This window comes from Albidovulum aestuarii (assembly GCF_029961185.1).
Taxonomy (GTDB): domain Bacteria; phylum Pseudomonadota; class Alphaproteobacteria; order Rhodobacterales; family Rhodobacteraceae; genus Albidovulum; species Albidovulum aestuarii.
Genome location: NZ_JASBQQ010000009.1, coordinates 82,557 through 104,909, shown reverse-complemented (window position 1 = coordinate 104,909; position 22,353 = coordinate 82,557). Strand labels below are relative to the sequence as shown.

The following is a 22,353-nucleotide window of genomic DNA, read 5'->3' as shown; positions in this document are numbered from 1 at the left end:
CAAAGCCGGGGGCGCTGCCCCCGGACCCCCGGAGTATTTCCGGACAGAAAGTGGGAAGGTCTGTTTCCATGTCCGATCTGAAAGTGGGTTTGGTCGAGCGGGCGCTGGCAGAGGGGTTTTCTGCGGTGGGTCTCTGTGCGCCGGATGCGATCCCGGAAGCGGCGGGTCGGCTGGCGGATTTCGTCGCAGGGGGGCGACACGGGCAGATGGGTTGGATGGCGGAGCGGATGGGCTGGCGCGGCGATCCGGCCGCACTCTGGCCCGAGGCGCGGACGGTGATCATGCTGGCCGAGGCCTATACGCCGGAGGGTGATCCGCTGGCGGTGCTGGCGGAACCCGGTCTGGCCGCCGTGTCGTGCTACGCGCAGGGCCGCGATTACCACGATCTGGTCAAGAAGCGGCTGAAGCGGGTCGGGCGCTGGCTGATCGAGGCGGCGGCGAAAGAGGGTGTGGCGGCGGAGATCAAGGTGTTCGTCGATACCGCGCCGGTGATGGAAAAGCCGCTTGGACAGGCGGCGGGGCTCGGCTGGCAGGGCAAGCATACCAATCTGGTGGGGCGCGAACTCGGGAGCTGGTTCTTTCTGGGCGCGATCTTCACCACGCTCGACCTGCCGAAGGATCCGCCCGAGGTTGATCATTGCGGGTCGTGCCGGGCGTGCCTGGATGTCTGCCCGACAAGGGCATTCCCCGCGCCCTATCAGCTCGATGCGCGGCGCTGCATTTCCTACCTGACGATCGAACATAAGGGGCCGGTCGACGAGGAATTGCGGGGGCTGATGGGCAACCGCATCTATGGCTGCGACGATTGTCTGGCGGTCTGTCCGTGGAACAAGTTCGCGGTTCAGGCAAGCGATGCGGGTTATGCGGCGCGGGTTGGCGCGCCGGATCTGGCGGAGCTGGCGGGATTGGACGATGCGGGGTTCCGGGCGCGGTTTTCCGGCAGTCCGATCAAGCGGATCGGCCGCGACCGGTTTGTTCGTAACGTGCTCTATGCAATCGGAAATTCCGGTCTGCCGCAGCTCAGGCAACATGCTGCGCGTCTTGTCGCCGATCCCGATCCGGCGGTGGCCGATGCCGCGATCTGGGCCGTGGCGCGGTTGACGGAAGCGCGCAAAGGTTGATTCGGCCGAACGCAATAAAGGGTGGAAATTGCGCCGATTCGGCCCCATCTTGAAGGTGTTCCCGCCCCTGTGGTGCGGGAGACCGGAAGGAGGATCTCATGAGCCGGCATATTGTCGACCGTCGTAAATCGCCCGAAGGTGGCCGTCTGAAGAACTTCGTCGAGGTCGAGAAGACCCATGGCGAAGATGGTGCTCACCCGGCCGCGAAGGCCCTGCATGAGCGCCCCGTGACGCGCAACGACTCTGCGAAACTGCGCGAGTATCTTCGCATTGAGCGCGGCCAGACCGCCTGACCCTCAGCGCCCGGCGCGGATCAGCCGGGCGATTTCGGAATAGCCCCTTGCTTCGGCGAGCATGAGCGGTGTGGCACCATCGCGGTCGGCGATGGACGCATCCGCGCCCGCCGCGATGAGCGCGCGGACGACCTCCTGATGGTTTGCGCCGCCGTCGCCGAGAACGACCGCCTCGATCAGCGCGGTCCAGCCCAGATTGTTGATGTGATCAAGCGGCGCGCCTGCGGCGATCAGGCGGCGCACGACCTCGGCATGGCCGAGATGGGCGGCTGCAATCAGCGCGGTTCCATCCCAGCGGCTGGTCATCAGGCCGGGATCGTTGCCAAGGTCGATGGCATGCGACATGAACTCCGGATCATCGGCGACCGCGGCGATGGTGACGAGGTCATAGGCTTCGCCATCGAGAGCATTGAGGTTGGCGCCTGCCTCGGCCAGAGCAGTGAGTGCTGCTTCCTGCGAGGCGAAGGCGGCGATGTGAGCCGGGGTGCGGCGGCGGCGGTCACGGGCATTCACATCGGCGCCTTCGGCAATGAGGCGGCGGATCGTCTCGGTATCGCCGACATGAACGGCGCGGTGCAGCGGCGGAAAGGCGGCGATTTCGGCCGCATCAGGCACCGTCTGGGCGAAAGCGGGCGCGGCGATCAGGCAGAGTGAGAGAATGAGGCGCAGCATGATGTTCTCCTTGATCCGGATGGCCTTGCCGGGGGCGACCCCTGTTTCCATATGAAAGCGGAACAGGACGAAGGGCGCCAGAATGTCATTACGCGAAAGAGTTTCCGTTTTTCTCGAACGGCCGGCGGTGCGGTATGGGATCATCGGTGTGATCCTGTTCAACGCGGCCATCCTCGGGCTTGAGACATCGGCGACGGCGATGGCGGCGGCTGGGCCGCTGCTTGTCCTTCTGGACAGTCTCTGCCTTGCGGTCTTCGTGGCGGAACTGGCGGCGAAGCTCTATGCCCGACGTCTGTCCTTCTTCCGTGACGGCTGGAACATTTTTGACTTTGCGATCGTGGCGGTGGCGCTGGTTCCGGCGGGGCAGGGATTCGCGGTCTTGCGGGTGCTGCGCATCCTGCGGGTGCTGAGAGTCATTTCCGTCACGCCACGGCTGCGGCGGGTGGTGGAGGGGTTCATCTCCGCCCTGCCGGGCATGGGGTCCGTCTTCCTGCTGATGGGGATCGTTTTCTACGCGGCTTCCGTCATGGCGACGAAGCTCTTTGGGGCAAGTTTTCCCGACTGGTTCGGCACACTCGGCCGGTCGGGCTATTCGCTGTTCCAGATCATGACCCTGGAAAGCTGGTCGATGGGCATCGTGCGACCGGTCATGGATGTCTATCCGATGGCCTGGACCTTCTTCGTGCCCTTCATTCTGGTCACGACCTTCGCGGTTATGAACCTTGTCGTCGGCCTTATCGTCAATTCGATGCAGGAGGCGCATGACGAAGAGGAAATCGCCCGGACCGACAGCTATCGGGATGAGGTTCTGGTACGGTTGGCGCAGATCGAGGCGAAACTCGATCAGGCGCAGAATAGCGGGGAGCGGATGGACAGGGTCGGCTGACCGCGCTCAGGCGCGTTTGCTTGCAACCGATGCGACGCCAAGCACGTCGAGCACCTTGGCCTCGATATGGGCGGCATCCATACCGGCTGTGGCGTACATGTCCTCGGGTGATGCCTGGTCGATGAAGGTGTCGGGCAGGACCATTGACCGGTATTTCAGGCCGCGGTCAAAGACGCCTTCCTCGGCCAGAAGCTGTGAGACATGGGAGCCGAAGCCACCGATGGCGCCTTCTTCGATGGTGATCAGTGCCTCGTGTTCCGCGGCCAACCGCAGGATCAGATCGCGGTCCAGCGGTTTGGCGAAGCGGGCATCGGCGACAGTGGGGGCGAGCCCGCGCTGGGCGAGGGCTTCACGGGCTTTCAGCACCTCGGCCAGCCTTGTGCCGAAGGAGAGGATCGCGACGCGGCCGCCCTCGGCGACGATGCGGCCCTTGCCGATCTCCAGCGGCGTGCCCCGTTCGGGCATGTCCACGCCCACGCCTTCGCCGCGCGGAAAGCGGAAGGCGGAGGGGCGGTCGTCGATGGCGGCGGCGGTGGCGACCATATGCACCAGTTCCGCTTCATCGGCGGCGGCCATCAGCACCATGTCAGGCAGGTTCGCAAGGTAGGCGATGTCGAAGGCCCCGGCATGGGTGGCGCCGTCCGCCCCCACAAGCCCCGCGCGGTCAATGGCAAAACGTACTGGCAGGCGCTGGATCGCCACGTCATGGACGACCTGATCGTAGCCGCGCTGAAGGAAGGTCGAATAGAGCGCGCAGAAGGGTTTCAGCCCCGCCGCCGCGAGCCCGGCCGAGAAGGTCACGGCATGTTGTTCGGCGATGCCGACATCAAAGCAGCGCTTCGGGAAACGCTCGGCAAAAAGGTTCAGCCCGGTGCCGTCGGGCATCGCGGCGGTGATGGCGACGATCTTGTCGTCCTTTTCCGCCTCGTGGATCAGCGACTGGGCGAAGACCTTGGTATAGGAGGGCGCGTTCGAGGGCGCCTTTTTCTGCTCGCCCGTCACCACGTCGAACTTGGCCGTTGCGTGGCCCTTGTCGGCGGCGCGTTCGGCGGGCGCATAGCCCTTGCCCTTCTTGGTCAGCACATGGATCAGCATCGGTCCGGTGGCGCGGTCATGGACCGTGCGCAGGACGGTCAGAAGCTGCTCCATGTCATGGCCGTCGATCGGACCGACATAGGAAAAGCCAAGCTCTTCGAACATCGTGCCGCCGACGGTCATGCCTTTCAGCATCTCTTTCGCTCGCCGCGCGCCTTCCTGGAAGGGCTCGGGCAGAAGGCTGATCGCGCCTTTCGCGGCGGCCTTGAATTCCTGATAGGGCGCGCCTGCATAAAGCCGCGAGAGATAGGCCGACATCGCGCCCACGGGCGGGGCGATCGACATCTCGTTATCGTTGAGGATGACGAAGAGCCGCTTTTTCAGATGGCCCGCATTGTTCAGCGCCTCATAGGCCATGCCCGCGCTCATCGCGCCATCGCCGATGACGGCGACCGCATCGCCCGCCTCGCCGCCAAGATCGCGGGCGGCGGCAAAGCCGAGGGCGGCGGAGATGGAAGTGGAACTGTGGGCCGCGCCGAACGGGTCGTACGGGCTTTCCGAGCGTTTGGTGAAGCCCGACAGCCCGTCCTTCATCCGCAACGTGCGAATGCGGTCGCGCCGCCCGGTCAGGATCTTGTGCGGATAGCACTGATGCCCCACGTCCCAGATGATTTTGTCGCGCGGCGTATCGAAGATGGCGTGAAGTGCTACGGTGAGTTCCACCACGCCGAGCCCCGCGCCGAGATGCCCGCCGGTCACCGAGACAGCGCTGATCGTCTCGGCCCTAAGCTCATCGGCAACCTGACGCAACTCGCGATCCGACAGGCCCTTGAGATCGGCCGGAACCTTCACGCGGTCCAGTAGCGGTGTAATCGGTCTGTCAGTCACGGACGGGTCCTAAGGCACATTTTGGTTGGTTTAGTCGCAAACACGGCCGGGGACAATCGGGCGCGGACAAATCGGGGCCGGGAAGAGGCCGGCTCGGATTGCGGGAATGCGTCGTCAGGATTGCGCGGAGTGCAGCGCGTTCCACTATGAGGCATCCAAATCTTGCCCATAGCCAATCGAATTCAGGACACAATCATTTGCGATCCGACCTCAATCCGATGGTCGGTAAATAGGCGCAGGGGTTTTCCCGTATGAGGCGCGGGATCATCGGTTGCCTGCGGCGTGGCAGATGCCGCTTCCCAGAACGGGATTGAAAGATGACGAATTATACTCCTGTCTCCCGTGTTCGCTGCCCGGGGCAGCGTTGCTTGCCAGTACTGTTGTTTAGCCTTGCCACGAGCCTTTCGATGTCGAGCGGCACATTTGCCGGCGGTGTGGTTGTGCCTTCCAATGCTGACGCAGGCGGAGCCGGGATCGTCCAGCCCATCGCAGTCAGCGACGAGACCGTTGATCTGCTCGCCGGTCTGATCGGGATTGAGCGCGACATGATGCTGGGTCAACTTTTCCTTCAGGACGGGCTTACAAGCACGGAAGGGTCGCATTTCACCCATCCGCGGCGGGACAATTTCCCGTTGATCAAGGACGGTCTGGCGAATGCCGGTGTGGCTGATCTTGAGCCGTTGCTGATCGCTCTGGAAGGGGCAAGCGGCCGCGAGGCGGTCAATGCGGCCTATATCGATGTGCTGTCTGCGGTTCAGCAGGCCAAGGTGATGTTGCAGCCCACGGGGCAGGATTTCCTTGCTGCCGTGAAAAACACTGCGGCCGAAGCGGGTGAGATGCTCGATCCGTCCGGCACGACTGATGTGGTGTCCTTCCAGGAGTGCTGGGGCCTTTTGATGGTTGCCCGCAATCAGCTGGATGAGCTGATCATGACGGGCGATCCGGCCTCGAAAAAGGCGGCTCAGGGTGTGGCGCTGGCATTCGACGATGTCGTTCTGTCGCTGCCCGATCCCAATGCCAAGGCGCCGGTCGCGTTTGATCCGGCGATCGTCCAGGGCCTGGTATCGGCGCTGGAACAAGCCGCGACCGCAATCTGAGTCCGGTTCGGAACGCGCAATCTTAAACGACACAGGTTGCAGGAGCGTCTGCGCCTGTGTCGCCCTTTTTTATATGGTCGCGACAAAGCCGCTGCCTCGGGCAGCCGAAGCGCCTGAGGCCTCAGGCGTCGCGGGCGATGACGAACCGCGCGGCCTCTTTCAGCAGGTCGGCCTTCATTCCGTAGGGCGCAAGGGCCGCCTCGGCCTCGGACACCAGTTCGCGTGCACGGGTTTTGGCGCCTTTAAGACCGAGGAGCGAGACGAAGGTCGCCTTGCCTGCCGCGGCGTCTTTCCCGAGCTTTTTGCCCGCTTTCGCAGGGTCGCCTTCGACATCGAGGATATCGTCGGCGATCTGGAAGGCGAGGCCGAGGGCGCGGGCATAGTCCTCCAGCGGCTTCGTGTCGGCCCCGGCGAGGATCGCCCCCGCCGTCGCGGCAAAGGTGAAAAGCGCGCCGGTCTTGCCTGCCTGCAACCGGGTGATTTCTTCAAGTGTCAGCGGTTCGGCCGCCGTCTCGGCGGCGATGTCGAGCGCCTGGCCCAACACCATGCCTTCAGCACCGGTTGCCTTCGAAAGCGCAGTGACAAGGTCGATGCGCCGCGCACCAAGCGAGGGATCGCAGCAAAGCTCAAAGGCCAGCGTCTGCAACGCATCGCCCGCCAGCACCGCCGTCGCCTGATCCCATTTCACATGGACCGTCGGCTGGCCCCGGCGCAGGTCGTCATTGTCCATGCAGGGCAGGTCGTCATGGACCAGCGAATAGGCGTGCAGTGCCTCGACGGCAGCAGCGGCAGCCATCGCCTCGCCCTCATGAATGCCGTGAATACGGGCGCTTTCCAGAACAAGAAAGGCGCGCAGACGTTTGCCGCCCTGCAATGCATAGCGCATCGCATGGATCACCGGCAGGTCGGGGTGAAAGGCCAGCGCATCGTCGAGCGCTTCCTGCACCTTCACCTGCACCCGTTTCAGGCGCTCCTGGAACATGGGTCAGAGGCCTTCGACCGGCGTCGTCCCAGTCGGCTGGCCGTCGGGGCCGAGCGTGATCTTGGCGACCTTCTCCTCGGCCTCTTTCAGCTTCTTCTCGCAATGGGCTTTCAGCTTCGCGCCCTGTTCGTAAAGCGCGATGGATTTCTCCAGCTCCACATTGCCCGATTCGAGGTCGCGCACGACGCCTTCCAGCGCCTTCATCGCCTCTTCAAAGCTCATCCTGGCAATGTCGCTCATCCGCCCCGCTCCATCAGCACCCGAACATGCGCCGCGACCGAGCGGCCCAGCGCCGCGAGATCATAGCCACCCTCCAGCGAGGATACCACCCGGCCCTCGCAGCAATCCTCCGCCACGTCGCAGATCGCATGGGTGATCCAGGCGAAATCGGCCTCGGTCCAATTCAGGTTGGCGAGAGGATCATCGCGATGGGCGTCAAACCCGGCCGATATGAGGACAAGTTCCGGCGCAAAGTCGCGCACACGCTCCAGCGCCCCCTCCCATGCCGCCCGCATCTCGTGCCCGCCAGACCCGACCGGAAGCGGCAGGTTGATGATCTGGTCATGGGCGCCTGTTTCAGACGCGGCCCCGGTGCCGGGCCAGAGCGGCATCTGCTGGGAGGAAACGAACATCGTGCGCGCCTCGTTCCAGAGCAGGTCCTGCGTGCCGTTGCCGTGATGGACGTCGAAATCGAGGACCGCGACGCGGGAAAGGCCCCGCGCGTCAAGCGCGTATTTCGCGGCGATGGCGACGGTGCCGAAAAGGCAGAACCCCATCACCCGGTTCCGTTCGGCATGATGACCGGGCGGGCGCATGGCAACGAAGGCATTCGTGGCCTCACCCGCCAGCACGGCATCGACCGCGGCTTCCACCCCGCCGATGGCGTGCATCGCCGCCTTCCAGCTATCGGGCGCCATGAACGTGTCCGGGTCAAGCCCGGCCCATCCCGTGTCGGGCGTGGCCGAGCGGACGGCGTTCATGTGTTCGGCCGAATGGCAGCGCAATACCTCCTCGGGCGCGGCGGCCGGGGCGATGCGCCGATCCAGCGCGTCGCAATCCGGGGACCGCAGGGCGGCATAGATCGCCTCGAGCCGGGCCACCTGTTCGGGATGGCCGGGCGGGGTGACATGGGCAAGGCCTGCTTCATGGGTCAGGAAAATCGTGCTCACCGGATCCGCCCTTCATATTGTCAAAAATACTGCCCTTGAATGACCGGCCCCCGGGTCGGTCATTCAGGGGCCAGCATGTAACCCGCGCCGCGCACGGTTTGAAGATAGCGGGGCTGCTTGGGGTCGGTTTCGAACTTGCGGCGAAGCCGGGTGATCTGCACATCGACCGCGCGTTCCTGGGCCTGCCCGTTTTCGCCCCGACCGGTCGCGCGGCCCAGATCCTCAACCAGTTGAGTGCGGCTCACCGGCTCGCCCGGTCTGGCCGCGAAGATGCGCATCAGCGCGGCTTCGGTCGCGGTCAGGCGGACAAGGCTGTCGCCGCGCCACATCTCGCCCCGGTCGACATCGTAGCGGACAGGGCCGAGGTTCAGGACCTTCGGTGTCTTCGGCTCCGCCACGACCGGCGCGCGGCGCAGGATGGCGTTGATCCTCAGAAGAAGCTCCTTCGGCTCGAAGGGTTTCGCCAGATAATCGTCCGCTCCGGCCTCCAGCCCTGCGATACGGTCGGCGGTCTCTCCCTTGGCGGTCAACAGCAGGATCGGCGTCTTCATCGTCTCGCGCAAGCTGCGCGTCAGGCTGACCCCGTCCTCGCCCGGCATCATCACATCCATGACAATGAGGTCGAAATCGAGCCCGCCGAGAAGGCGCCGCGCATGGGCCGCGTCGCGGGCGGCGGTGACGAAAAAGCCGCTGCGCATCAGGAACTTTTGCAAAAGTCCCCGGATACGTTCATCGTCATCGACGATCAAGAGATGGATATCGGCCTGCGCACTCATGAATTGGTATCCCTGATTGACTGGTAATGCCGACGGATCTCGGGGTCCATCATCGCTTCTAGCACCTGCCGGAATCCCGCTACTGCGGCGGGTCCCGCCGCGCGGTAGGCGGATCGCATCCTGGCGCGCTGGGCATCGGAAAGTTCGCGTTCCAGTTCGGCCCCCTTGGTGGTCAGGAAGAGGTTGCGCTCTCGTTTATCCTTGCGACCGACGCGGGCTTCCACGAGGCCGTCTTCCACCAGCGTCCTAAGAACCCGGTTCAGCGACTGCTTGGTCACGCCGAGCATGGTCAGAAGCGTGTTCACCGTCAGTCCCGGCTGGCGGTTGATGAAATGGATCGCCCGGTGATGGGCGCGGCCATATTCGTAGTTTTCCAGAATCCGGTCAGGATCGGCGGTGAAGGCGCGATAGGCGAAGAACATCGCCTCGATGCCCTTCCTGAGCTGTTCATCTGTCAGGAACAGCAGGCTTTCGCCACCCTGCGTCCCCGGACTGCCCGTTGTCACGGTTCTGATCCCCGTTTTGTCCAACCTGTATGCGCCGATTTTATGTCAGCTATGTTGACTTTCCAAGAGTCAACTGATAGCGAATCCCGGATTTGGCGCAATATTATGTCCGATGCGGACCTAAATCGCGCAACATTTGGAAAACGGGCGCGCCCGAGGAGGATGAGATGGCAGCGGCTTACGACGATCGCGACGGCAAGATCTGGATGGATGGCAAGCTCGTGGAATGGCGCGATGCCAAGGTCCATATCCTGACTCATGCGCTGCATTACGCCTCATCGGTCTTCGAGGGCGAGCGCTGCTATAACGGCAAGATCTTCAAAAGCACTGAGCACTCCAAGCGCCTCCTGCGCTCAGGCGAGCTTCTCGACATGCCGATCCCCTACACCGTCGATCAGATCAATGCGGCCAAGGAAGCGGTTCTGAAGGCCAATGGCTGGGACAATGCCTATATCCGGGCGCTGGCCTGGCGCGGCGCGGGCGAGGATATGGGGGTCGCGTCCAAGCGGAACCCGGTGCGTCTGGCCGTCGCGGCCTGGGAATGGGGCAACTATTACGGCGACGCCAAGATGAAGGGCGCGAAACTGGACATCGCCAAATGGCGGCGGCCCGACCCGGCGACGATCCCGTCCGAGGCGAAGGCGGCGGGCCTTTACATGATCTGCACGATGTCCAAGCACGCGGCCGAGGCCAAGGGCTGTTCGGACGCGATGATGCTCGACTATCGCGGTTACGTCGCCGAGGCGACGGGCGCCAACATCTTCTTCGTCAGGAATGGCGAGGTCCATACGCCGCTGGCCGACTGCTTCCTCAACGGCCTGACCCGCCAGACCGTCATCCAGATGCTGCGCGACATGCAGATCAAGGTGCATGAGCGGCACATCATGCCCGATGAGCTGGAAAGCTTCGAGCAATGCTGGCTGACAGGTACCGCGGCCGAGGTCACCCCGGTCGGTTCGATCGGCGACTACACCTTCGAAGTGGGCGATCTGGCGAAGCGGGTCGTGGCGGAATACGAGCGGCTCGTTCGGGCTTAAGTCGCGCAACGCGAACATGGCGGGCCGGAAACTTTCGAAGTTTCCGGCCCGATTTCTTTTCAAGAAATCGGAACCGGGCCAATCAGTCGAGGTCGTTCAGCAAAGCCCTGAGGCCCGCCCGGTAATCCGGATAGGCGAGCGTAACCCCGAGGTCGAGTTTGATCCGGTCATTCGCGACCCGCTTCGATTCCGCGTAGAAACTGCGGGCCATCGGGGTCATCTCGGCCTCGTCAAAGGGCACTTCGGGCGGCAGAGGCAGGCCCAGCAGGCGGGCGGCTTCGGCCAGCACATCCTCAGGCGGTGACGGGTCGTCATCGGCGAGGTTGTAAATCGCGCCGGGATCGGGCCGGGCGATGGAGGCGGCGAGCACCGCGCCGATATCCTCAACATGGATGCGGCTGAAGTACTGGTTTTCCCGGATGATGCGGCGGGCAGTGCCGTTCCTCACCTTCTCGAACGGGCCCCGTCCCGGACCGTAGATGCCCGCAAGCCGGAAGATGTGCAGCGGCAGGTCCACGCTTGTCGACAGCTCCTGCCATTGGCTTTCGGCCAGAACCCTGATCCGCCCGCGTTTCGTTCCGGGGGTCAGCGGCGTCGTCTCGTCGACCCAGCCACCTTGATGGTCGCCGTAAACTCCGGTCGTCGAAAGATAGCCCACCCATTGCAGATGTGGCGCGGCCTCTGCAATCGCGTTCCCGTAGGCGGCCAGAACCGGGTCGCCGTCATCCCCCGGCGCAATTGAGGCGAGGATATGGGTGGCGCGCGCGATGGCCGGGTTCAGATCCGCGCCCGGCCAGAGCACGGCCTCGATCCCCTGCCTCCTCAGGCGGTCGGCCTTTTCGGCCCGGCGGGTGGTGCCGATGATGGTCCAGCCTTGCAGGCGGCGGGTTAGGGCGGCGGCGGAATAGCCGTGGCCGAGGGAGAGAAGCGTTCCGGTCATGGCGCGACTATTCCGGCTCGGCTCGGCGGGTGCAAGGTGACAAAGTGTTACAAAAAAAATTTTGATAACTTCAGTTCGTAACGTATTATCGTGCCGCGAACGGAGGAGGCTTGCATGTATTCCCAGGGGCTGATCGGCGCCGACGGGCGGACCGGCGAGACAGAGGAGTTTCTTGCTGCGTTTCAGGCGCGCATTGATGCCGAGGAGAAGATCGAGCCGACGGACGCGATGCCCGAAGTGTATCGCCGGACGCTCGTCCGCCAGATCGGGCAGCACGCGCATTCCGAGATCGTCGGCATGCTGCCGGAAGGCAACTGGATCACCCGCGCGCCGTCGCTGAAGCGCAAGGCGGCGCTGTTGGCCAAGGTGCAGGATGAGGGCGGTCACGGGCTTTACCTCTATTCCGCCGCTGAAACGCTTGGCGTGACACGGGATGAGATGACCGAGGAACTACTGGCAGGAAAGGCCAAGTATTCGTCGATCTTCAACTATCCGACGCTGACATGGGCAGATATCGGAACCATCGGCTGGCTCGTGGACGGTGCGGCGATCATGAATCAGATCCCGCTCTGCCGCTGTTCCTTTGGTCCTTACGCCCGGGCGATGATCCGCATCTGCAAGGAGGAATCATTCCACCAACGGCAGGGCTACGAGATCATGCTGACCCTTTGCCGGGGGACGGAGGCGCAGAAGGCGATGGCGCAAGATGCGCTGGATCGCTGGTGGTGGCCATCCCTGATGATGTTCGGGCCACATGACGCCGACAGTTCCCATACCGAGCAGTCGATGACCTGGAAGATCAAGCGGTTCTCGAACGATGAGCTTCGTCAGAAGTTCATCGACGCCACCGTGCCGCAGGCGGAGTATCTGGGGCTGAAGGTGCCGGACCCGGAGATGCGCTGGGACGAGGCGCTGAACGGTGGCACGGGCGGTTATCGCCACAGCCCCATCGACTGGGATGAATTCTGGCGTGTGGTGAAGGGCGAGGGTTTGATGAACCGCGACCGAATCGCTGCCCGCAAGAAGGCGTGGGACGACGGCGCCTGGGTGCGCGAGGCGGCGCTGGCCCATGCGGCGAAGCGGGCGGCACGCAAAGTCGCGGCGGAATAGACGGTGCGCCGGGGGGCTGTCTGCCCCCCGGACCCCCCGAGGATATTTGCGAACAGGTGAAGTAGAATGGCAGAGACACCACTTTGGGAAGTGTTCATCCGGCCGCGGAATGGGCTGGCGCATAAGCATGTAGGCTCGCTCCACGCCGCCGACGCGGTCATGGCCTTGCAGGCGGCGCGGGACGTCTACACGCGGCGCGGCGAGGGTAATTCGGTCTGGGTGGTGCCGTCGGCGGTGATCACAGCCTCGGACCCCGATCACGTCGACGAGATGTTCGAGCCGACGGGAGACAAGATCTATCGCCACCCGACGTTCTACGACATCCCTGATGAGGTGGGGCACATGTGATGCATCAGGCGCTGCTGGAAATTGCCGACGATTGCCTCGTATTGGGCCACCGGCTGTCGGATTGGTGCGGCCATGCGCCGATGCTGGAGGAGGATCTGGCGCTGCCGAATATGGCGCTTGATCTGATCGGCGTGGCGCGCGGGCTTTATGCACGGGCCGGAGAACTGGAGGGCGCGGGGCGCGGCGAGGACGATCTGGCCTATTTCCGGGGTGAGCGGGAGTACCGCAATTGCCTTTTGGTCGAGCGCCCGAACGGGGATTTCGCCCGGACAATGCTGCGCCAACTGTATTTCGCGGCCTTCATGGAGCCCTTCTGGCGGGCGGCCTCTGCCTCCACGGATGATGTGGTCAGGGGTATCGCCGGGAAGGCGGTGAAGGAGGTCGCCTACCACATCCGCCATGCGGGCGAATGGGTGATCCGGCTGGGCGATGGCACCGGGGAGAGTGCGGCGCGGATGGTGCGCGCGGTCGAGGCGCTGCACCTTTATACCGGGGAGCTCTTTGAAAGCTCGCCCGCCGCGCAGGCGGCCGAGGCGGTGGGGATGCTGCCCCGGCGCGCGGCGATGCGGTCGGAATGGGACCGGGTCATCGGCATGGTCTTTGCCGAGGCGCGGCTGGCCCTGCCTGAGGGCGTCTTCATGCAGCGGGGCGGCCGTGCCGGGCTGCATGGCGAGGATCTGGGCCATATGTTGGCCGAGATGCAGTCGGTCGCCCGCGCCCATCCGGGGGCGGTCTGGTGATCGACCTCGGCCGGGCCACGGAAATCGCGGGCAATGTGCCCGACCCGGAGATACCCGCCGTGACCGTCACCGATCTTGGCATCCTGCGCGGCGTGGTGGCCGAGGGCGACGTGGCCGTGGTCAAACTGTCGCCCACCTATTCAGGCTGCCCGGCGGTTCTGGCCATCGAACTCGCGGTGGAGGCGGCCTTGCGCGAGGCGGGCATACCGGCCCGGATCGAGCGGGTGATGGAGCCTGCCTGGACGACCGACTGGATCACCGAGGAAGGGCGCGACAAGCTCTGGGCCTTTGGCATTGCGCCCCCGGTTGCGGGCGGCAAGGCGACGCTGTTCGCAGCGCCGGAAGTGGCTTGCCCGCGCTGCGGGTCTGAAGCGACCGAACGGGTCAGCGAGTTCGGCTCCACCCCCTGCAAGGCGCATTACCGTTGCCGGGGCTGCGGCGAGCCGTTCGATTATTTCAAATGCAACTGAGGGGCAGGCATGGCGTTTCATGAACTTATGATCCGGGAGGCCTGCCCCGAGACGGCCGACGCGGTGCGGTTGGTCTTCAATGTGCCGGACAACCTGCGTGAGACCTTTGCCTTCACGCCCGGTCAGCATCTGACACTCAGGGCCGAAGTGAATGGCGCCGATATTCGCCGCTCATACTCCATCGCCACGGCACCGGGGGGTGAGCTTTGCGTCGGCGTCAAGCGGGTCGAGGGCGGCGCGTTTTCCGGTGTCGCGCAGAGCCTCCGCCCCGGCGACCGGGTGCTGGTGATGCCGCCGGAGGGGCGGTTCAGGCTGCGGCAGGAGCGGAATGTCCTCCTGATCGCGGCGGGGTCCGGGATCACGCCGATGATGGCGATTGCCGCAGCGGTGCTGGCGGATGGCGGTCAGGTGACGCTTGTCTATGGCAACCGCAGCACCGAAACGATCATGTTCCGCGCTGCTCTCGACGCGCTGAAGGACCGCTATCTGGATCGCTTCACGCTGATCCATGCCCTCAGCCGCGAGGCGCAGGATGTGGACCTTTTGAACGGGCGGATCGACGCGGCGAAGATCGCGGCGCTTGCATCGGCGGGGGTGATCGACCCCTTCGGTGTCGAAGGTGTGTTCCTCTGCGGGCCGGGCGGTATGATCGAGGAGGTGACAGCGGCGCTTGCGGCGATGGGCGTCACGCCGGAGCGTATCCATCAGGAGCATTTCACCCAATCGGGTGAGGCGCCCCGCGTGCCATCGCAGGCGGCCGAGAAGGCGGCGGCCGACGGCGTCGCGGTCGAGGTTTTGCTGGATGGACGGCGGCGGCAGTTCCGTTATGAAAAAAGCGATACCGGCATCATTGATGCCGCCACCCGTCAGGGTGTGGACCTGCCATGGTCCTGCCATGGCGGCATGTGTTGTACCTGCCGCTGCAAGGTGGTCGAGGGCAGGGCCGAGATGGCCGTGAACTATTCGCTGGAGCCATGGGAGCTGGAAGCAGGCTTCACGCTGGCCTGCCAGTCGCGGCCGATCACCGAAAAGCTCGTGCTGGATTTCGATGCCGCTTGACGGATGGGGCCTGTCATGGCCCGATGGCGCCATGACAGGGGATAAGCATGATCTGGATGGGGCCTATGCGCTGAAAACGCCCGGGGATTCGGTGCGCTACTATCGCGACTGGGCGACGAAATACGACGCGGATTTCGCCGAGGCCATGGAATATCGCAGCCCATCCGTGATCGCCGGGGCCTATGCCGCGATGGGCGGCGCGGGGCCGGTTCTCGACGTCGGCGCGGGCACGGGGCTTGTGGGCGAAGCGCTGGCACGGGCCGGGATCGGACCGATTGATGGCATCGACATCTCGGCCGAGATGCTGGCGGTTGCCGCGCAAAAGAGCGCCTATCGCGATACGGTGACGGCCGACCTGACGCAGCCCCTGCCGCTAGCAGACGCCGCCTATGCGGGGTGCATCAGCGCAGGCACATTCACCACCGGTCATGTCGGGCCGGAGGCCTTAGCCGAGTTGCTCCGCATCACACGGCTTGGTGGATGTTTTGCCGTGACCGTCCACAGCGCCTTTTACGAGACTGCGGGGTTTGCGGCGTTCTTTGAAGGGCTCGCCGGGCGGATTGCGGATTTCCGGACGGAACCGTTCCGGATTTATGGCGAAGGCGCTGCGGGCGATCACGGCAGTGATATCGGCTGGATTGTGACCTTTCGCAAAGCATGAGAACAGAGGCAGACCCCGATTAAGATCGGTTAAGACCCACCTTGCTTTTTGGGGAAGATCGAGGTTGTCGTCTGGCCGTTAGCCCGTTCGGCTGCGAACCTGTATCCAAATCGGAACAACCTTGATGTTTCTTCCGGAACGGGATTGAATTTGACTACGTTCCCGCGTTTCTGCGGGCATAAGAGGTGCGATCAGCCGAAAAGAACCCTTCAGGCCACAAATTCGTCCGAATTGACGGTGTAGTAGGGCAACAACTGGCGGTCTCGTGGCGCGGGGCGGGGTGCTCCGCTGGTTATTTTGTGGAGGCGAACAGGCATGGCAGTTTCACCGACTTTTTGGGCGCGGGCCGACAGTCTCACGGCCAACAACTCGACCCTGAACCCGATCAAGGCGTCAGGCGGTTCCGGCGCTTTTCCGGCGACGCAGATTTACTTCGAAAGCGGCACGATTGGTTCGAACACGACCGGCGATCTGACGCTTGAGACTGGAGCTGGCGGTTTCGACCCCGACACGACAATCTGGATCGGTGGCACGGAGTACAATTTCCAGTACCAGCTGACCGGCACGCTGCCCGGCAACTCTCAGGTTCCGGCCGCGCTTGCGGGCAAGGAGGTCAGCGTGATCACCGTGCTGAACTATCCCTCGAGCGGTCTTTCAACTGAACTGTTCTTCGTGACCGATGGTTCGGGGACGCAGACGCTGATGAACCAGATCGGCAATGGCGCCATTCCGCTGGAGCTCGTCACCACAAACCCCAACCCGGTCTGCTTCCTGCGGGGCACGCTGATCGCGACGCCCAAGGGCGAGGTTCCGGTCGAGGTGCTGAAGGCCGGTGACGAGGTGCTGACCGCCTCGGGTGCCACCGCCACCGTGCGTTTCGCCGCCGCGCGTGAATTGACCCTGATGGAGCTGCTGCTCAACCCGGACATGCGTCCGGTCTGCATCCCTCAAGGTGCGATGGGCGAGGGCCTGCCGCGCGCCGATCTCTGGGTTTCGCCGCAGCACCGGGTGCTGCTGCGCGGCTGGGCGCCGGAAATGCTGTTCGGCGAGGACGAGGTACTGGTCGCTGCAAAGCATCTGAAATTCGCGCCGACGCTGCGCCGTCCGGCGCGCCCCGAGGCGGTGGAGTATTTCCATCTGATGCTCGACCGCCATGACGTCGTGCTGTCGAACGGGATCGAGACTGAGAGTCTCTTCCCCGGCGATACCGCCATCGCCAGTCTGACCGAGGATGCGCGGGCCGAGATGGCGCTTGTGTTCCCCGAATACGCCGCCGACTGGACGCTCTACGGGCCCACCGCGCGACGCACGCTGTCGGCGCGCGAGGCCGAGGCGCTTATGAAAAAGATGCCGCCGCTGGGCGCGGGTGAGGTCAAGGCCGTCGCCTGAGGAACCTTCCGCAAGGAATGAACAAGGGCCGGCATTGCCGGCCCTTTGTCGTTTCCGCAGGCGTCGCGGCAGCCACCGGGTAAGGTGGGTTTAAACCCACTTTACGTCTGCGGAACGTCGAGGTCGTCTCCCGTGGTTACTCCCCCGACAAGTTGATAGGTGAGCAGATCGCTCATGTCGCGCGGGTCGCGGATCAGTGGGCACAGGCTGCGCCTGAGGCCGTTGCGTCTGGTGTTCTCCTGCCGCTCGATGGCCACTGCCTCCTCCAGCGTGACGAAGCGGAACCTCAGCCGCGTGCCCGCCGGGGCCTGCGCTACGCGTGGCAGATCGGCGGGTAGGACCGAGCCGATGCGGGGATAGCCGCCGGTCGTCTGGCATTCGGACAAAAGGACGAAGGGTGTGCCGTCGCCTGTGACCTGGATGTCGCCGGGCACGATAATTTCGGAGAGTATATTGAGCCCGGCCTCGGTTTTGAACCCCTCGCCCCCGGGCACGGCGCGCACGCCCATCCGGTTGCCGCGTGTATCGCGGTGGAACTCTGTCGCCTCGAACCGGGCGAGTGTCGCGGCGTCGAAGAAACTGGTCTGCAGGCTCGGCACCAGCCGGATCGTCCCGCCGTCGAAGCGGCTTTCGGCATCGATGAGGAGGCCGGTCTCTGTCCCGGTATCGGGCCCGACTGGCAGCCGGTCATTGGCGGCGAGGGGTGCGCCGACCCCGGCTGCAAGATGCGCCGAACGGGCGCCGAGGTGTTCGGGCGTGGCCACGCCACCGCCAAGATGAAGGTAACCGTAGACGCCCCGTTCCGCCGCGCCGATGGTCAGTCGCGCGCCGGCGGGCAAAAGGTGGCTTGCATTCCAGACAAGCGCCGCGCCGTCGATATCGGCCCGCATAGGCGCGCCGGTCAGCGCGATGCGCAGGTCGGCGCTCGCCTCGAACACGCCGCCCATCCCGGCCATTTCCAGCGCGGCATGGGTGACGGGCTGACCCAGCAGCGCCGTGCCTTCATGCAGCGCCAGACGGTCGGCCGCGCCGCCGCGCGAAAGCCCCATGGCCAGATAGCCGATCCGGCCCAGATCCTGCACCGTGACCCCAGGCCCCGCGCGGTGGATGATCAGAGCGCGCGTCAACGGATCGCCTCGCATGTCGCACCGCCATCTGGTCCGGACGTACGGATCTGCGCGAATGCCTCCGGCGTGACGGCGGGAAACATTACTTCGTCTCCCGGACGCAGGACGAAGGGGGTTTCCGCCTCGGGCCGGAAGAGCCGGATCGCGGTCTGGCCGACATGGCGCCAGCCGGTGGGCGTCGTGACGGAGAAAAGTACGAGTTGGCGGATCGCCACGACGAGCGCGCCGATGGGCACGCTTTCGGTTAGGGCAGTCTGGCGGGGGATGTTCCATTCCGGCGGCAATACGCCGAGATAGGGTTGGCCGGGCGCGAAGCCGATGGTCTGGACCCGGACCCGGGTGCTGGACAACGTATGAATGGCCTGATCCGTCGTGACGCCTGCGGCGGCGGCGGCCTCGTCAAGCTGGGGGGCGAGATCGGTGCCGTAGACCGTGGGTATGCGCCAGAGCCGCCGTCCGTCAGGCATCGGCGCGCGGTACCAGTCGCGGTCGGCGAGCAGGTGTTCGAGCCGCGCGCGCATCGTCGCGTGATCGAAGTGCAGGGGATCGAACCGCAGATAGGTGGAGGTGAGCGAGGTCGCGGTTTCCTCCACCCCGTCCCATCCCGCCCGGTTGATTGCATCGCGAAAGGCGAGTGCCGCGCGGTTCGCGGGTTCGTCCAGCCGGTCCGCGAAGCTGACAAGGAAACCGTCGACCCCTACCGTCAGGATGCGGGGCCATCCGGTTGTCCGGTCCATCGCTTCTGCGTTCGCCATGCCCGTCACCCCGGCGCTCTCACCCGGTCACAGCTTGCCGAGAAGGCCGGGTGTCGGCCAGGCGTCGGCTGGCAGACCGAGGCGCATCTGCTCTTTCTGCACCGCCTCGCGGGTCTTTTCACCGAGGATGCCGTCGATCCCGCCGACATCATGGCCGCGCGCCTCAAGCTTCTGCTGCAGCGCCTTCATCTGGCCGACGGAAAGCCCCGGTTCGGGTTGGCCCGGATCGTAGACCGGCGCGCCTTCAAGCCGCGTGGCGAAATAGGCCGCCGTGGTGACGTAGACGAAGCTCTTGTTCCATTCGAAATAGACGTGGAAATTCGGATAGGCCATGAAGGCAGGCCCCTTGCGACCCATCGGCAGGAGGACCGAGCCCTGCAGCCCCTTTGTCAGTCCACCCGAGCGGCCGCGCACGCCCATCCGTTCCCATTCGGCGGTGCTGAGCGTGTGGTTCAGGCCGGTTTTCGACCAGTCGAGCCCCTCGGGCACGGTGATTTCCTGCAGCCATGGTTCATTGCGTCGCCAGCCGAGCCCGCTGAGCATCTTGGCGCCCGACATCAGCGCATCGGGGGGTGAGGTCTTGAGCGAGACATGGCCGTCACCGTCGCCATCGACGCCGTTTCTCAGAATGTCCTCGGGCAGCATCTGCACCATGCCCACCTCGCCCGCCCAGGCGCCCTTGGTGCGGGCCGGGTCGAAGTCGCCACGGGCATAGAGTTCCAGCGCGGCGAAGATCTGAGGCCGGAAGAGATGCGGCCTGCGGCAGTCATGGGAAAGGGTCACGAGTGCGTTCAGCGTGTTGAAATCGCCCTGCACCGCGCCGTAATCGGTTTCGAGCGCCCAGAAGGCCAAAAGCACGCCGGGTGCGATCCCGTAGTCGCGCTGAATGCGCTGGAAGGTGCTGGCAAATTTCTGGCCGTTCCGTTGCCCGTTCACCATGCGGTTCTTACTGATCACGGCGCGGGAAAACTCGATGAAATCCTTGCGGAAGACGCCCTGCGAACGGTCGGCCTTCAGCACCGCGCCATCCAGCCTGACCCCGGCGAAAAAGGCGTCCACCCGGTCTGCCGGGTGGCCCGCCGCGCGGGCTTCGGCCTTCAGACCGGCGACGAAATCCACGAATCCGCCGCCGCAGGCGAGCGTCGTTTGGGGCAGGGCGGCAAGTGCAAGGGCGGCTAGGATGATGCGCATGGCTACCTCTCGTCTGTCCGGGTCGAGACTACCAAGCCCCGCGCCACTTACAACCAGCGGAAACCCGCCATCGGCGGAGGTCGTTAAGACTTGGTTAACGATTGTTTATGATTCTTAACAAATCGCAAACGACCGGGTGGGATTACACGATCCGGTGGTCCTCAGGAGGCTTCATGCGCGTGCTCATTGTCGAGAGCGACCCGAACCTCGGATGGCTTTGGAAGCGGCATCTGGAACGCTTCGCCATGACGGTAACGCTTGCGGCGGATCAGGAGGCCGCGGTGAACCATCTGGAGCATGAGGATGTGGAGATCATCGTTATGGACCTCGTCCTCAACCGGGGCAGCGCCATCGCGGTGGCAGATTATGCCGCTTACCGCCGCCCAAAAGCCAAGGTGGTGTTTGTGACCAATACCAGCTTCTTCTCGGACGGGTCGATCTTTCAGCACATCTCCAATGCCTGCGCCTTCCTGCCCTCGGCGACCCCGCCAGAGGATATCGCCGCCGTGGTGGAGCATTACGGGACGAGCGCCTGACCCTCACCCGCGCCCGTGTGGTGCGTTGAAATTGAGAACCGGGTTGATTGGAATGATCCGGTTCGGATTGATCGTTTCGTGACTGTAGTGGTAGTGCCGCACGATATGGTCGAACCGCACGGTCGCGGCCACGCCGGGCTGCTGGTAAAGGTCGCGGGTATAGGCCCAGAGATTGGGATAGTCGATCAGCCGCCGCCGGTTGCATTTGAAATGCAGGTGATAGACCGGGTCAAAGCGCACGAGCGTGGTGAAAAGCCTCCAGTCAGCCTCGGTCAGCCGGTCACCCATCAGCCAGCGCTGGCGTGACAGGCGGTCCTCCAGCCAGTCGAGCGTGTCAAAGAGCGCGGTGACGGCGGCGTCATAGGGTTCCTGACGCGTGGCGAAACCGGCCTTGTAGACGCCGTTGTTGACCGTGTTGTAGATGCGCGCATTCAGCGTCTCGATGTCGTCCTGCAGATCGCGGGGCCAGAAGTCGCGGTCATTTCCGGTCAAACCGTCGAAGGCCGAGTTGAACATCCGGATAATTTCGGAGCTTTCGTTGGAAACGATCGTTCCGCGCTTTCGGTCCCAGAGAACCGGAACGGTGACACGGCCGGTATAATGGGGATCGGCCCTGGTATACACGTCACGCAGGAAGGGCAGGCCATAGAGATGATCGCCGGTCGCGCCGGGGAAATCCGCGGCGAAAGTCCAGCCATCTTCCAGCATGTCGGGATGCACGGCGGAAACGCTGATCATGTCCTCAAGCCCCTTCAGCGCGCGGAAGATCAGGGTCCGGTGCGCCCACGGACAGGCATAGGAGACATAGAGGTGGTAGCGCCCGGCTTCGGCGGGATAGCCGCCTTCCCCTGTAGGGCCGGGCGAACCGTCCGGGGTGATCCAATTGCGGAATCCGGCATCGGCCCGCTTGAACGCGCCGCCGGTTTTCGAAGTGTCGTACCACTCGGTCGACCATTTTCCGTCGATCAGTCTGCCCATGGTGCATTCCCTTTTCGCTTCCTCCTTCAGGTAGAGGTAGCGATGCGCGCAGGCTACGGGCATGGGCGCGGAGGTGCTCTGCACATGCGCACAGTGTTGTTCGCAAGCGCGAAACAAAGTCACGAAACTGTCACCTATTGGGCACAAATCCTTCTTGACCAAAAGGTTAACTTGATTTTGAGGACCGCTGGATCATGCTGGAGGGGTGGGGGGAGTGTGTTTAATGACGGATATGTTGCCAAAGGAAGTGCGTGCCGGGCTGGAAGAGGCACGCAAGCGTGATCTGAAACGCCGGTCGCGTCTGAGGGTGATGGTCGGGGACGAGATCTATCCGATCCTGAAATTCTGGGAGACGGGTTTCGCGCTCGATGCCGATCAGGTGCAGCACCTGCGTGGGCTGGTCGATATCTATGACGGCACGCGCCATCTCTATCAGTCGCTGATCATCGCGTCGGATGTGGAAGAGGGCGACCTGATCTGCACGATGAAGCGGTCTACCATCGCGCATGATTCCGTGCCGCTCGATTATGTCCGCGAGTCGGACGCACCGGTCGGCTACCTGCCGCGCAACTGAGCCGTGCCCCCGC

The 22,353-nt window shown here is 64.2% G+C and carries 26 protein-coding genes; 14 read left to right on the top strand and 12 right to left on the bottom strand.

Features of this window, described 5'->3' with window-relative positions:
• The first annotated feature begins 68 nt into the window (after positions 1-68).
• Both queG and QKW60_RS17835 read left to right on the top strand, forming a co-directional pair.
• Entirely contained in the window at positions 69-1,121 is a 1,053-nt protein-coding gene (gene queG / locus QKW60_RS17840) for a tRNA epoxyqueuosine(34) reductase QueG (RefSeq protein ID WP_282370686.1), read from the top strand.
• A gap of 98 nt (positions 1,122-1,219) precedes the next feature.
• The gene (locus QKW60_RS17835; protein WP_282370684.1) at positions 1,220-1,414 is read left to right on the top strand and encodes a hypothetical protein; all 195 of its coding nucleotides are present in this window, start codon (positions 1,220-1,222) and stop codon (positions 1,412-1,414) included.
• 3 nt (positions 1,415-1,417) lie between these two features.
• Here the strand turns inward: QKW60_RS17835 and QKW60_RS17830 are convergent, their stop codons facing one another.
• Entirely contained in the window at positions 1,418-2,086 is a 669-nt protein-coding gene (locus tag QKW60_RS17830; protein WP_282370682.1) for an ankyrin repeat domain-containing protein, read from the bottom strand.
• A gap of 82 nt (positions 2,087-2,168) precedes the next feature.
• On the opposite strand from QKW60_RS17830, the gene QKW60_RS17825 reads away from it, so the two are divergent.
• Entirely contained in the window at positions 2,169-2,972 is an 804-nt protein-coding gene (locus QKW60_RS17825; RefSeq protein WP_282370679.1) for an ion transporter, read from the top strand.
• A 6-nt stretch (positions 2,973-2,978) separates the two neighbouring features.
• On the opposite strand, the gene dxs is transcribed toward QKW60_RS17825, so the two are convergent.
• Positions 2,979-4,895 carry a 1-deoxy-D-xylulose-5-phosphate synthase gene (gene dxs / locus QKW60_RS17820; RefSeq protein ID WP_282370677.1) on the bottom strand — a complete coding sequence of 639 codons (1,917 nt, stop codon included), beginning with the start codon at positions 4,893-4,895 and terminating at the stop codon, positions 2,979-2,981.
• A 407-nt stretch (positions 4,896-5,302) separates the two neighbouring features.
• On the opposite strand from dxs, the gene QKW60_RS17815 reads away from it, so the two are divergent.
• On the top strand, positions 5,303-5,992 hold the full coding sequence (locus QKW60_RS17815; RefSeq protein WP_282370675.1) for a hypothetical protein: 690 nt from the start codon (positions 5,303-5,305) through the stop codon (positions 5,990-5,992).
• Positions 5,993-6,113: 121 nt separating this feature from the next.
• On the opposite strand, the gene QKW60_RS17810 is transcribed toward QKW60_RS17815, so the two are convergent.
• The 5 genes from QKW60_RS17810 to QKW60_RS17790 are packed head-to-tail and all read right to left on the bottom strand — an operon-like array spanning position 6,114 to position 9,425.
• On the bottom strand, positions 6,114-6,974 hold the full coding sequence (locus QKW60_RS17810) for a polyprenyl synthetase family protein (protein WP_282370674.1): 861 nt from the start codon (positions 6,972-6,974) through the stop codon (positions 6,114-6,116).
• 3 nt (positions 6,975-6,977) lie between these two features.
• A complete protein-coding gene (locus tag QKW60_RS17805; protein ID WP_282370672.1) occupies positions 6,978-7,214 on the bottom strand; it encodes an exodeoxyribonuclease VII small subunit in 237 nt (78 codons plus the stop codon).
• Positions 7,211-8,143: a histone deacetylase family protein gene (locus QKW60_RS17800; RefSeq protein WP_282370670.1), complete on the bottom strand. Its 933-nt coding sequence runs from the start codon at positions 8,141-8,143 to the stop codon at positions 7,211-7,213. The genes QKW60_RS17805 and QKW60_RS17800 overlap by 4 nt, the downstream gene beginning before the upstream one ends.
• 59 nt (positions 8,144-8,202) lie before the next feature.
• Positions 8,203-8,919: a response regulator gene (locus QKW60_RS17795; RefSeq protein WP_282370668.1), complete on the bottom strand. Its 717-nt coding sequence runs from the start codon at positions 8,917-8,919 to the stop codon at positions 8,203-8,205.
• A complete protein-coding gene (locus QKW60_RS17790) occupies positions 8,916-9,425 on the bottom strand; it encodes a MarR family winged helix-turn-helix transcriptional regulator (RefSeq protein ID WP_282370666.1) in 510 nt (169 codons plus the stop codon). Before QKW60_RS17790 ends, QKW60_RS17795 begins: the two co-directional genes overlap by 4 nt.
• A gap of 167 nt (positions 9,426-9,592) precedes the next feature.
• Here QKW60_RS17790 and QKW60_RS17785 point away from each other — a divergent pair, with 167 nt between their 5' ends.
• Positions 9,593-10,462 carry a branched-chain amino acid aminotransferase gene (locus QKW60_RS17785; protein WP_282370664.1) on the top strand — a complete coding sequence of 290 codons (870 nt, stop codon included), beginning with the start codon at positions 9,593-9,595 and terminating at the stop codon, positions 10,460-10,462.
• An 82-nt stretch (positions 10,463-10,544) separates the two neighbouring features.
• Here QKW60_RS17785 and QKW60_RS17780 read toward each other — a convergent pair whose 3' ends face one another.
• A complete protein-coding gene (locus tag QKW60_RS17780) occupies positions 10,545-11,402 on the bottom strand; it encodes an SDR family oxidoreductase (protein WP_282370662.1) in 858 nt (285 codons plus the stop codon).
• Between the two features lie 114 nt (positions 11,403-11,516).
• Here QKW60_RS17780 and paaA point away from each other — a divergent pair, with 114 nt between their 5' ends.
• From paaA to QKW60_RS17745, 7 genes are all read left to right on the top strand, one after another.
• Positions 11,517-12,512 (top strand): 1,2-phenylacetyl-CoA epoxidase subunit PaaA, encoded by a 996-nt coding sequence (gene paaA / locus QKW60_RS17775; RefSeq protein ID WP_282370661.1) that lies wholly within the window; start codon positions 11,517-11,519, stop codon positions 12,510-12,512.
• Between the two features lie 66 nt (positions 12,513-12,578).
• Positions 12,579-12,860, top strand: a complete 282-nt coding sequence (paaB, locus tag QKW60_RS17770; protein WP_282370659.1) for a 1,2-phenylacetyl-CoA epoxidase subunit PaaB — start codon at positions 12,579-12,581, stop codon at positions 12,858-12,860.
• Entirely contained in the window at positions 12,860-13,600 is a 741-nt protein-coding gene (paaC, locus tag QKW60_RS17765) for a 1,2-phenylacetyl-CoA epoxidase subunit PaaC (protein WP_282370657.1), read from the top strand. Before paaB ends, paaC begins: the two co-directional genes overlap by 1 nt.
• Positions 13,597-14,070, top strand: coding sequence for a 1,2-phenylacetyl-CoA epoxidase subunit PaaD (gene paaD, locus QKW60_RS17760; RefSeq protein ID WP_282370655.1), 474 nt, complete (start codon positions 13,597-13,599; stop codon positions 14,068-14,070). Before paaC ends, paaD begins: the two co-directional genes overlap by 4 nt.
• Before the next feature lie 9 nt (positions 14,071-14,079).
• Positions 14,080-15,129: a 2Fe-2S iron-sulfur cluster-binding protein gene (locus QKW60_RS17755; RefSeq protein WP_282370653.1), complete on the top strand. Its 1,050-nt coding sequence runs from the start codon at positions 14,080-14,082 to the stop codon at positions 15,127-15,129.
• Positions 15,130-15,160: 31 nt separating this feature from the next.
• The gene (locus QKW60_RS17750) at positions 15,161-15,790 is read left to right on the top strand and encodes a class I SAM-dependent DNA methyltransferase (protein ID WP_282370652.1); all 630 of its coding nucleotides are present in this window, start codon (positions 15,161-15,163) and stop codon (positions 15,788-15,790) included.
• A gap of 315 nt (positions 15,791-16,105) precedes the next feature.
• Complete coding sequence (locus QKW60_RS17745; protein WP_282370650.1) at positions 16,106-17,179, top strand: Hint domain-containing protein; 1,074 nt, start codon at positions 16,106-16,108, stop codon at positions 17,177-17,179.
• A gap of 101 nt (positions 17,180-17,280) precedes the next feature.
• Here the strand turns inward: QKW60_RS17745 and QKW60_RS17740 are convergent, their stop codons facing one another.
• From QKW60_RS17740 to QKW60_RS17730, 3 genes are read right to left on the bottom strand one after another with little or no spacing between them, the layout of a single operon-like run.
• Positions 17,281-18,306: a 5-oxoprolinase subunit C family protein gene (locus tag QKW60_RS17740; protein WP_282370648.1), complete on the bottom strand. Its 1,026-nt coding sequence runs from the start codon at positions 18,304-18,306 to the stop codon at positions 17,281-17,283.
• Positions 18,303-19,061, bottom strand: a complete 759-nt coding sequence (locus QKW60_RS17735; RefSeq protein WP_282370646.1) for a 5-oxoprolinase subunit B family protein — start codon at positions 19,059-19,061, stop codon at positions 18,303-18,305. The genes QKW60_RS17740 and QKW60_RS17735 overlap by 4 nt, the downstream gene beginning before the upstream one ends.
• A 27-nt stretch (positions 19,062-19,088) precedes the next feature.
• Positions 19,089-20,252 carry a lytic murein transglycosylase gene (locus tag QKW60_RS17730; protein WP_282370645.1) on the bottom strand — a complete coding sequence of 388 codons (1,164 nt, stop codon included), beginning with the start codon at positions 20,250-20,252 and terminating at the stop codon, positions 19,089-19,091.
• Positions 20,253-20,425: 173 nt separating this feature from the next.
• Here QKW60_RS17730 and QKW60_RS17725 point away from each other — a divergent pair, with 173 nt between their 5' ends.
• Positions 20,426-20,788 (top strand): response regulator, encoded by a 363-nt coding sequence (locus QKW60_RS17725; RefSeq protein WP_282370644.1) that lies wholly within the window; start codon positions 20,426-20,428, stop codon positions 20,786-20,788.
• Between the two features lie 3 nt (positions 20,789-20,791).
• Here QKW60_RS17725 and QKW60_RS17720 read toward each other — a convergent pair whose 3' ends face one another.
• Positions 20,792-21,766, bottom strand: a complete 975-nt coding sequence (locus QKW60_RS17720; RefSeq protein WP_282370642.1) for a glutathione S-transferase family protein — start codon at positions 21,764-21,766, stop codon at positions 20,792-20,794.
• A gap of 223 nt (positions 21,767-21,989) precedes the next feature.
• On the opposite strand from QKW60_RS17720, the gene QKW60_RS17715 reads away from it, so the two are divergent.
• Positions 21,990-22,340, top strand: coding sequence for a hypothetical protein (locus QKW60_RS17715; protein WP_282370639.1), 351 nt, complete (start codon positions 21,990-21,992; stop codon positions 22,338-22,340).
• Positions 22,341-22,353: the final 13 nt, after the last annotated feature.

Bases quoted from the DNA above. Each gene is read 5' to 3' on its own strand.
- queG (WP_282370686.1), top strand. From the start codon at position 69: ATGTCCGATCTGAAAGTGGGTTTGGTCGAGCGGGCGCTGGCAGAGGGG.
- QKW60_RS17835 (WP_282370684.1), top strand. From the start codon at position 1,220: ATGAGCCGGCATATTGTCGACCGTCGTAAATCGCCCGAAGGTGGCCGT.
- QKW60_RS17830 (WP_282370682.1), bottom strand. From the start codon at position 2,086: ATGCTGCGCCTCATTCTCTCACTCTGCCTGATCGCCGCGCCCGCTTTC.
- QKW60_RS17825 (WP_282370679.1), top strand. From the start codon at position 2,169: ATGTCATTACGCGAAAGAGTTTCCGTTTTTCTCGAACGGCCGGCGGTG.
- QKW60_RS17815 (WP_282370675.1), top strand. From the start codon at position 5,303: ATGTCGAGCGGCACATTTGCCGGCGGTGTGGTTGTGCCTTCCAATGCT.
- QKW60_RS17810 (WP_282370674.1), bottom strand. From the start codon at position 6,974: ATGTTCCAGGAGCGCCTGAAACGGGTGCAGGTGAAGGTGCAGGAAGCG.
- QKW60_RS17805 (WP_282370672.1), bottom strand. From the start codon at position 7,214: ATGAGCGACATTGCCAGGATGAGCTTTGAAGAGGCGATGAAGGCGCTG.
- QKW60_RS17795 (WP_282370668.1), bottom strand. From the start codon at position 8,919: ATGAGTGCGCAGGCCGATATCCATCTCTTGATCGTCGATGACGATGAA.
- QKW60_RS17785 (WP_282370664.1), top strand. From the start codon at position 9,593: ATGGCAGCGGCTTACGACGATCGCGACGGCAAGATCTGGATGGATGGC.
- QKW60_RS17780 (WP_282370662.1), bottom strand. From the start codon at position 11,402: ATGACCGGAACGCTTCTCTCCCTCGGCCACGGCTATTCCGCCGCCGCC.
- paaA (WP_282370661.1), top strand. From the start codon at position 11,517: ATGTATTCCCAGGGGCTGATCGGCGCCGACGGGCGGACCGGCGAGACA.
- paaB (WP_282370659.1), top strand. From the start codon at position 12,579: ATGGCAGAGACACCACTTTGGGAAGTGTTCATCCGGCCGCGGAATGGG.
- paaC (WP_282370657.1), top strand. From the start codon at position 12,860: ATGCATCAGGCGCTGCTGGAAATTGCCGACGATTGCCTCGTATTGGGC.
- QKW60_RS17755 (WP_282370653.1), top strand. From the start codon at position 14,080: ATGGCGTTTCATGAACTTATGATCCGGGAGGCCTGCCCCGAGACGGCC.
- QKW60_RS17750 (WP_282370652.1), top strand. From the start codon at position 15,161: ATGACAGGGGATAAGCATGATCTGGATGGGGCCTATGCGCTGAAAACG.
- QKW60_RS17745 (WP_282370650.1), top strand. From the start codon at position 16,106: ATGGCAGTTTCACCGACTTTTTGGGCGCGGGCCGACAGTCTCACGGCC.
- QKW60_RS17735 (WP_282370646.1), bottom strand. From the start codon at position 19,061: ATGGCGAACGCAGAAGCGATGGACCGGACAACCGGATGGCCCCGCATC.
- QKW60_RS17730 (WP_282370645.1), bottom strand. From the start codon at position 20,252: ATGCGCATCATCCTAGCCGCCCTTGCACTTGCCGCCCTGCCCCAAACG.
- QKW60_RS17725 (WP_282370644.1), top strand. From the start codon at position 20,426: ATGCGCGTGCTCATTGTCGAGAGCGACCCGAACCTCGGATGGCTTTGG.
- QKW60_RS17720 (WP_282370642.1), bottom strand. From the start codon at position 21,766: ATGGGCAGACTGATCGACGGAAAATGGTCGACCGAGTGGTACGACACT.
- QKW60_RS17715 (WP_282370639.1), top strand. From the start codon at position 21,990: ATGACGGATATGTTGCCAAAGGAAGTGCGTGCCGGGCTGGAAGAGGCA.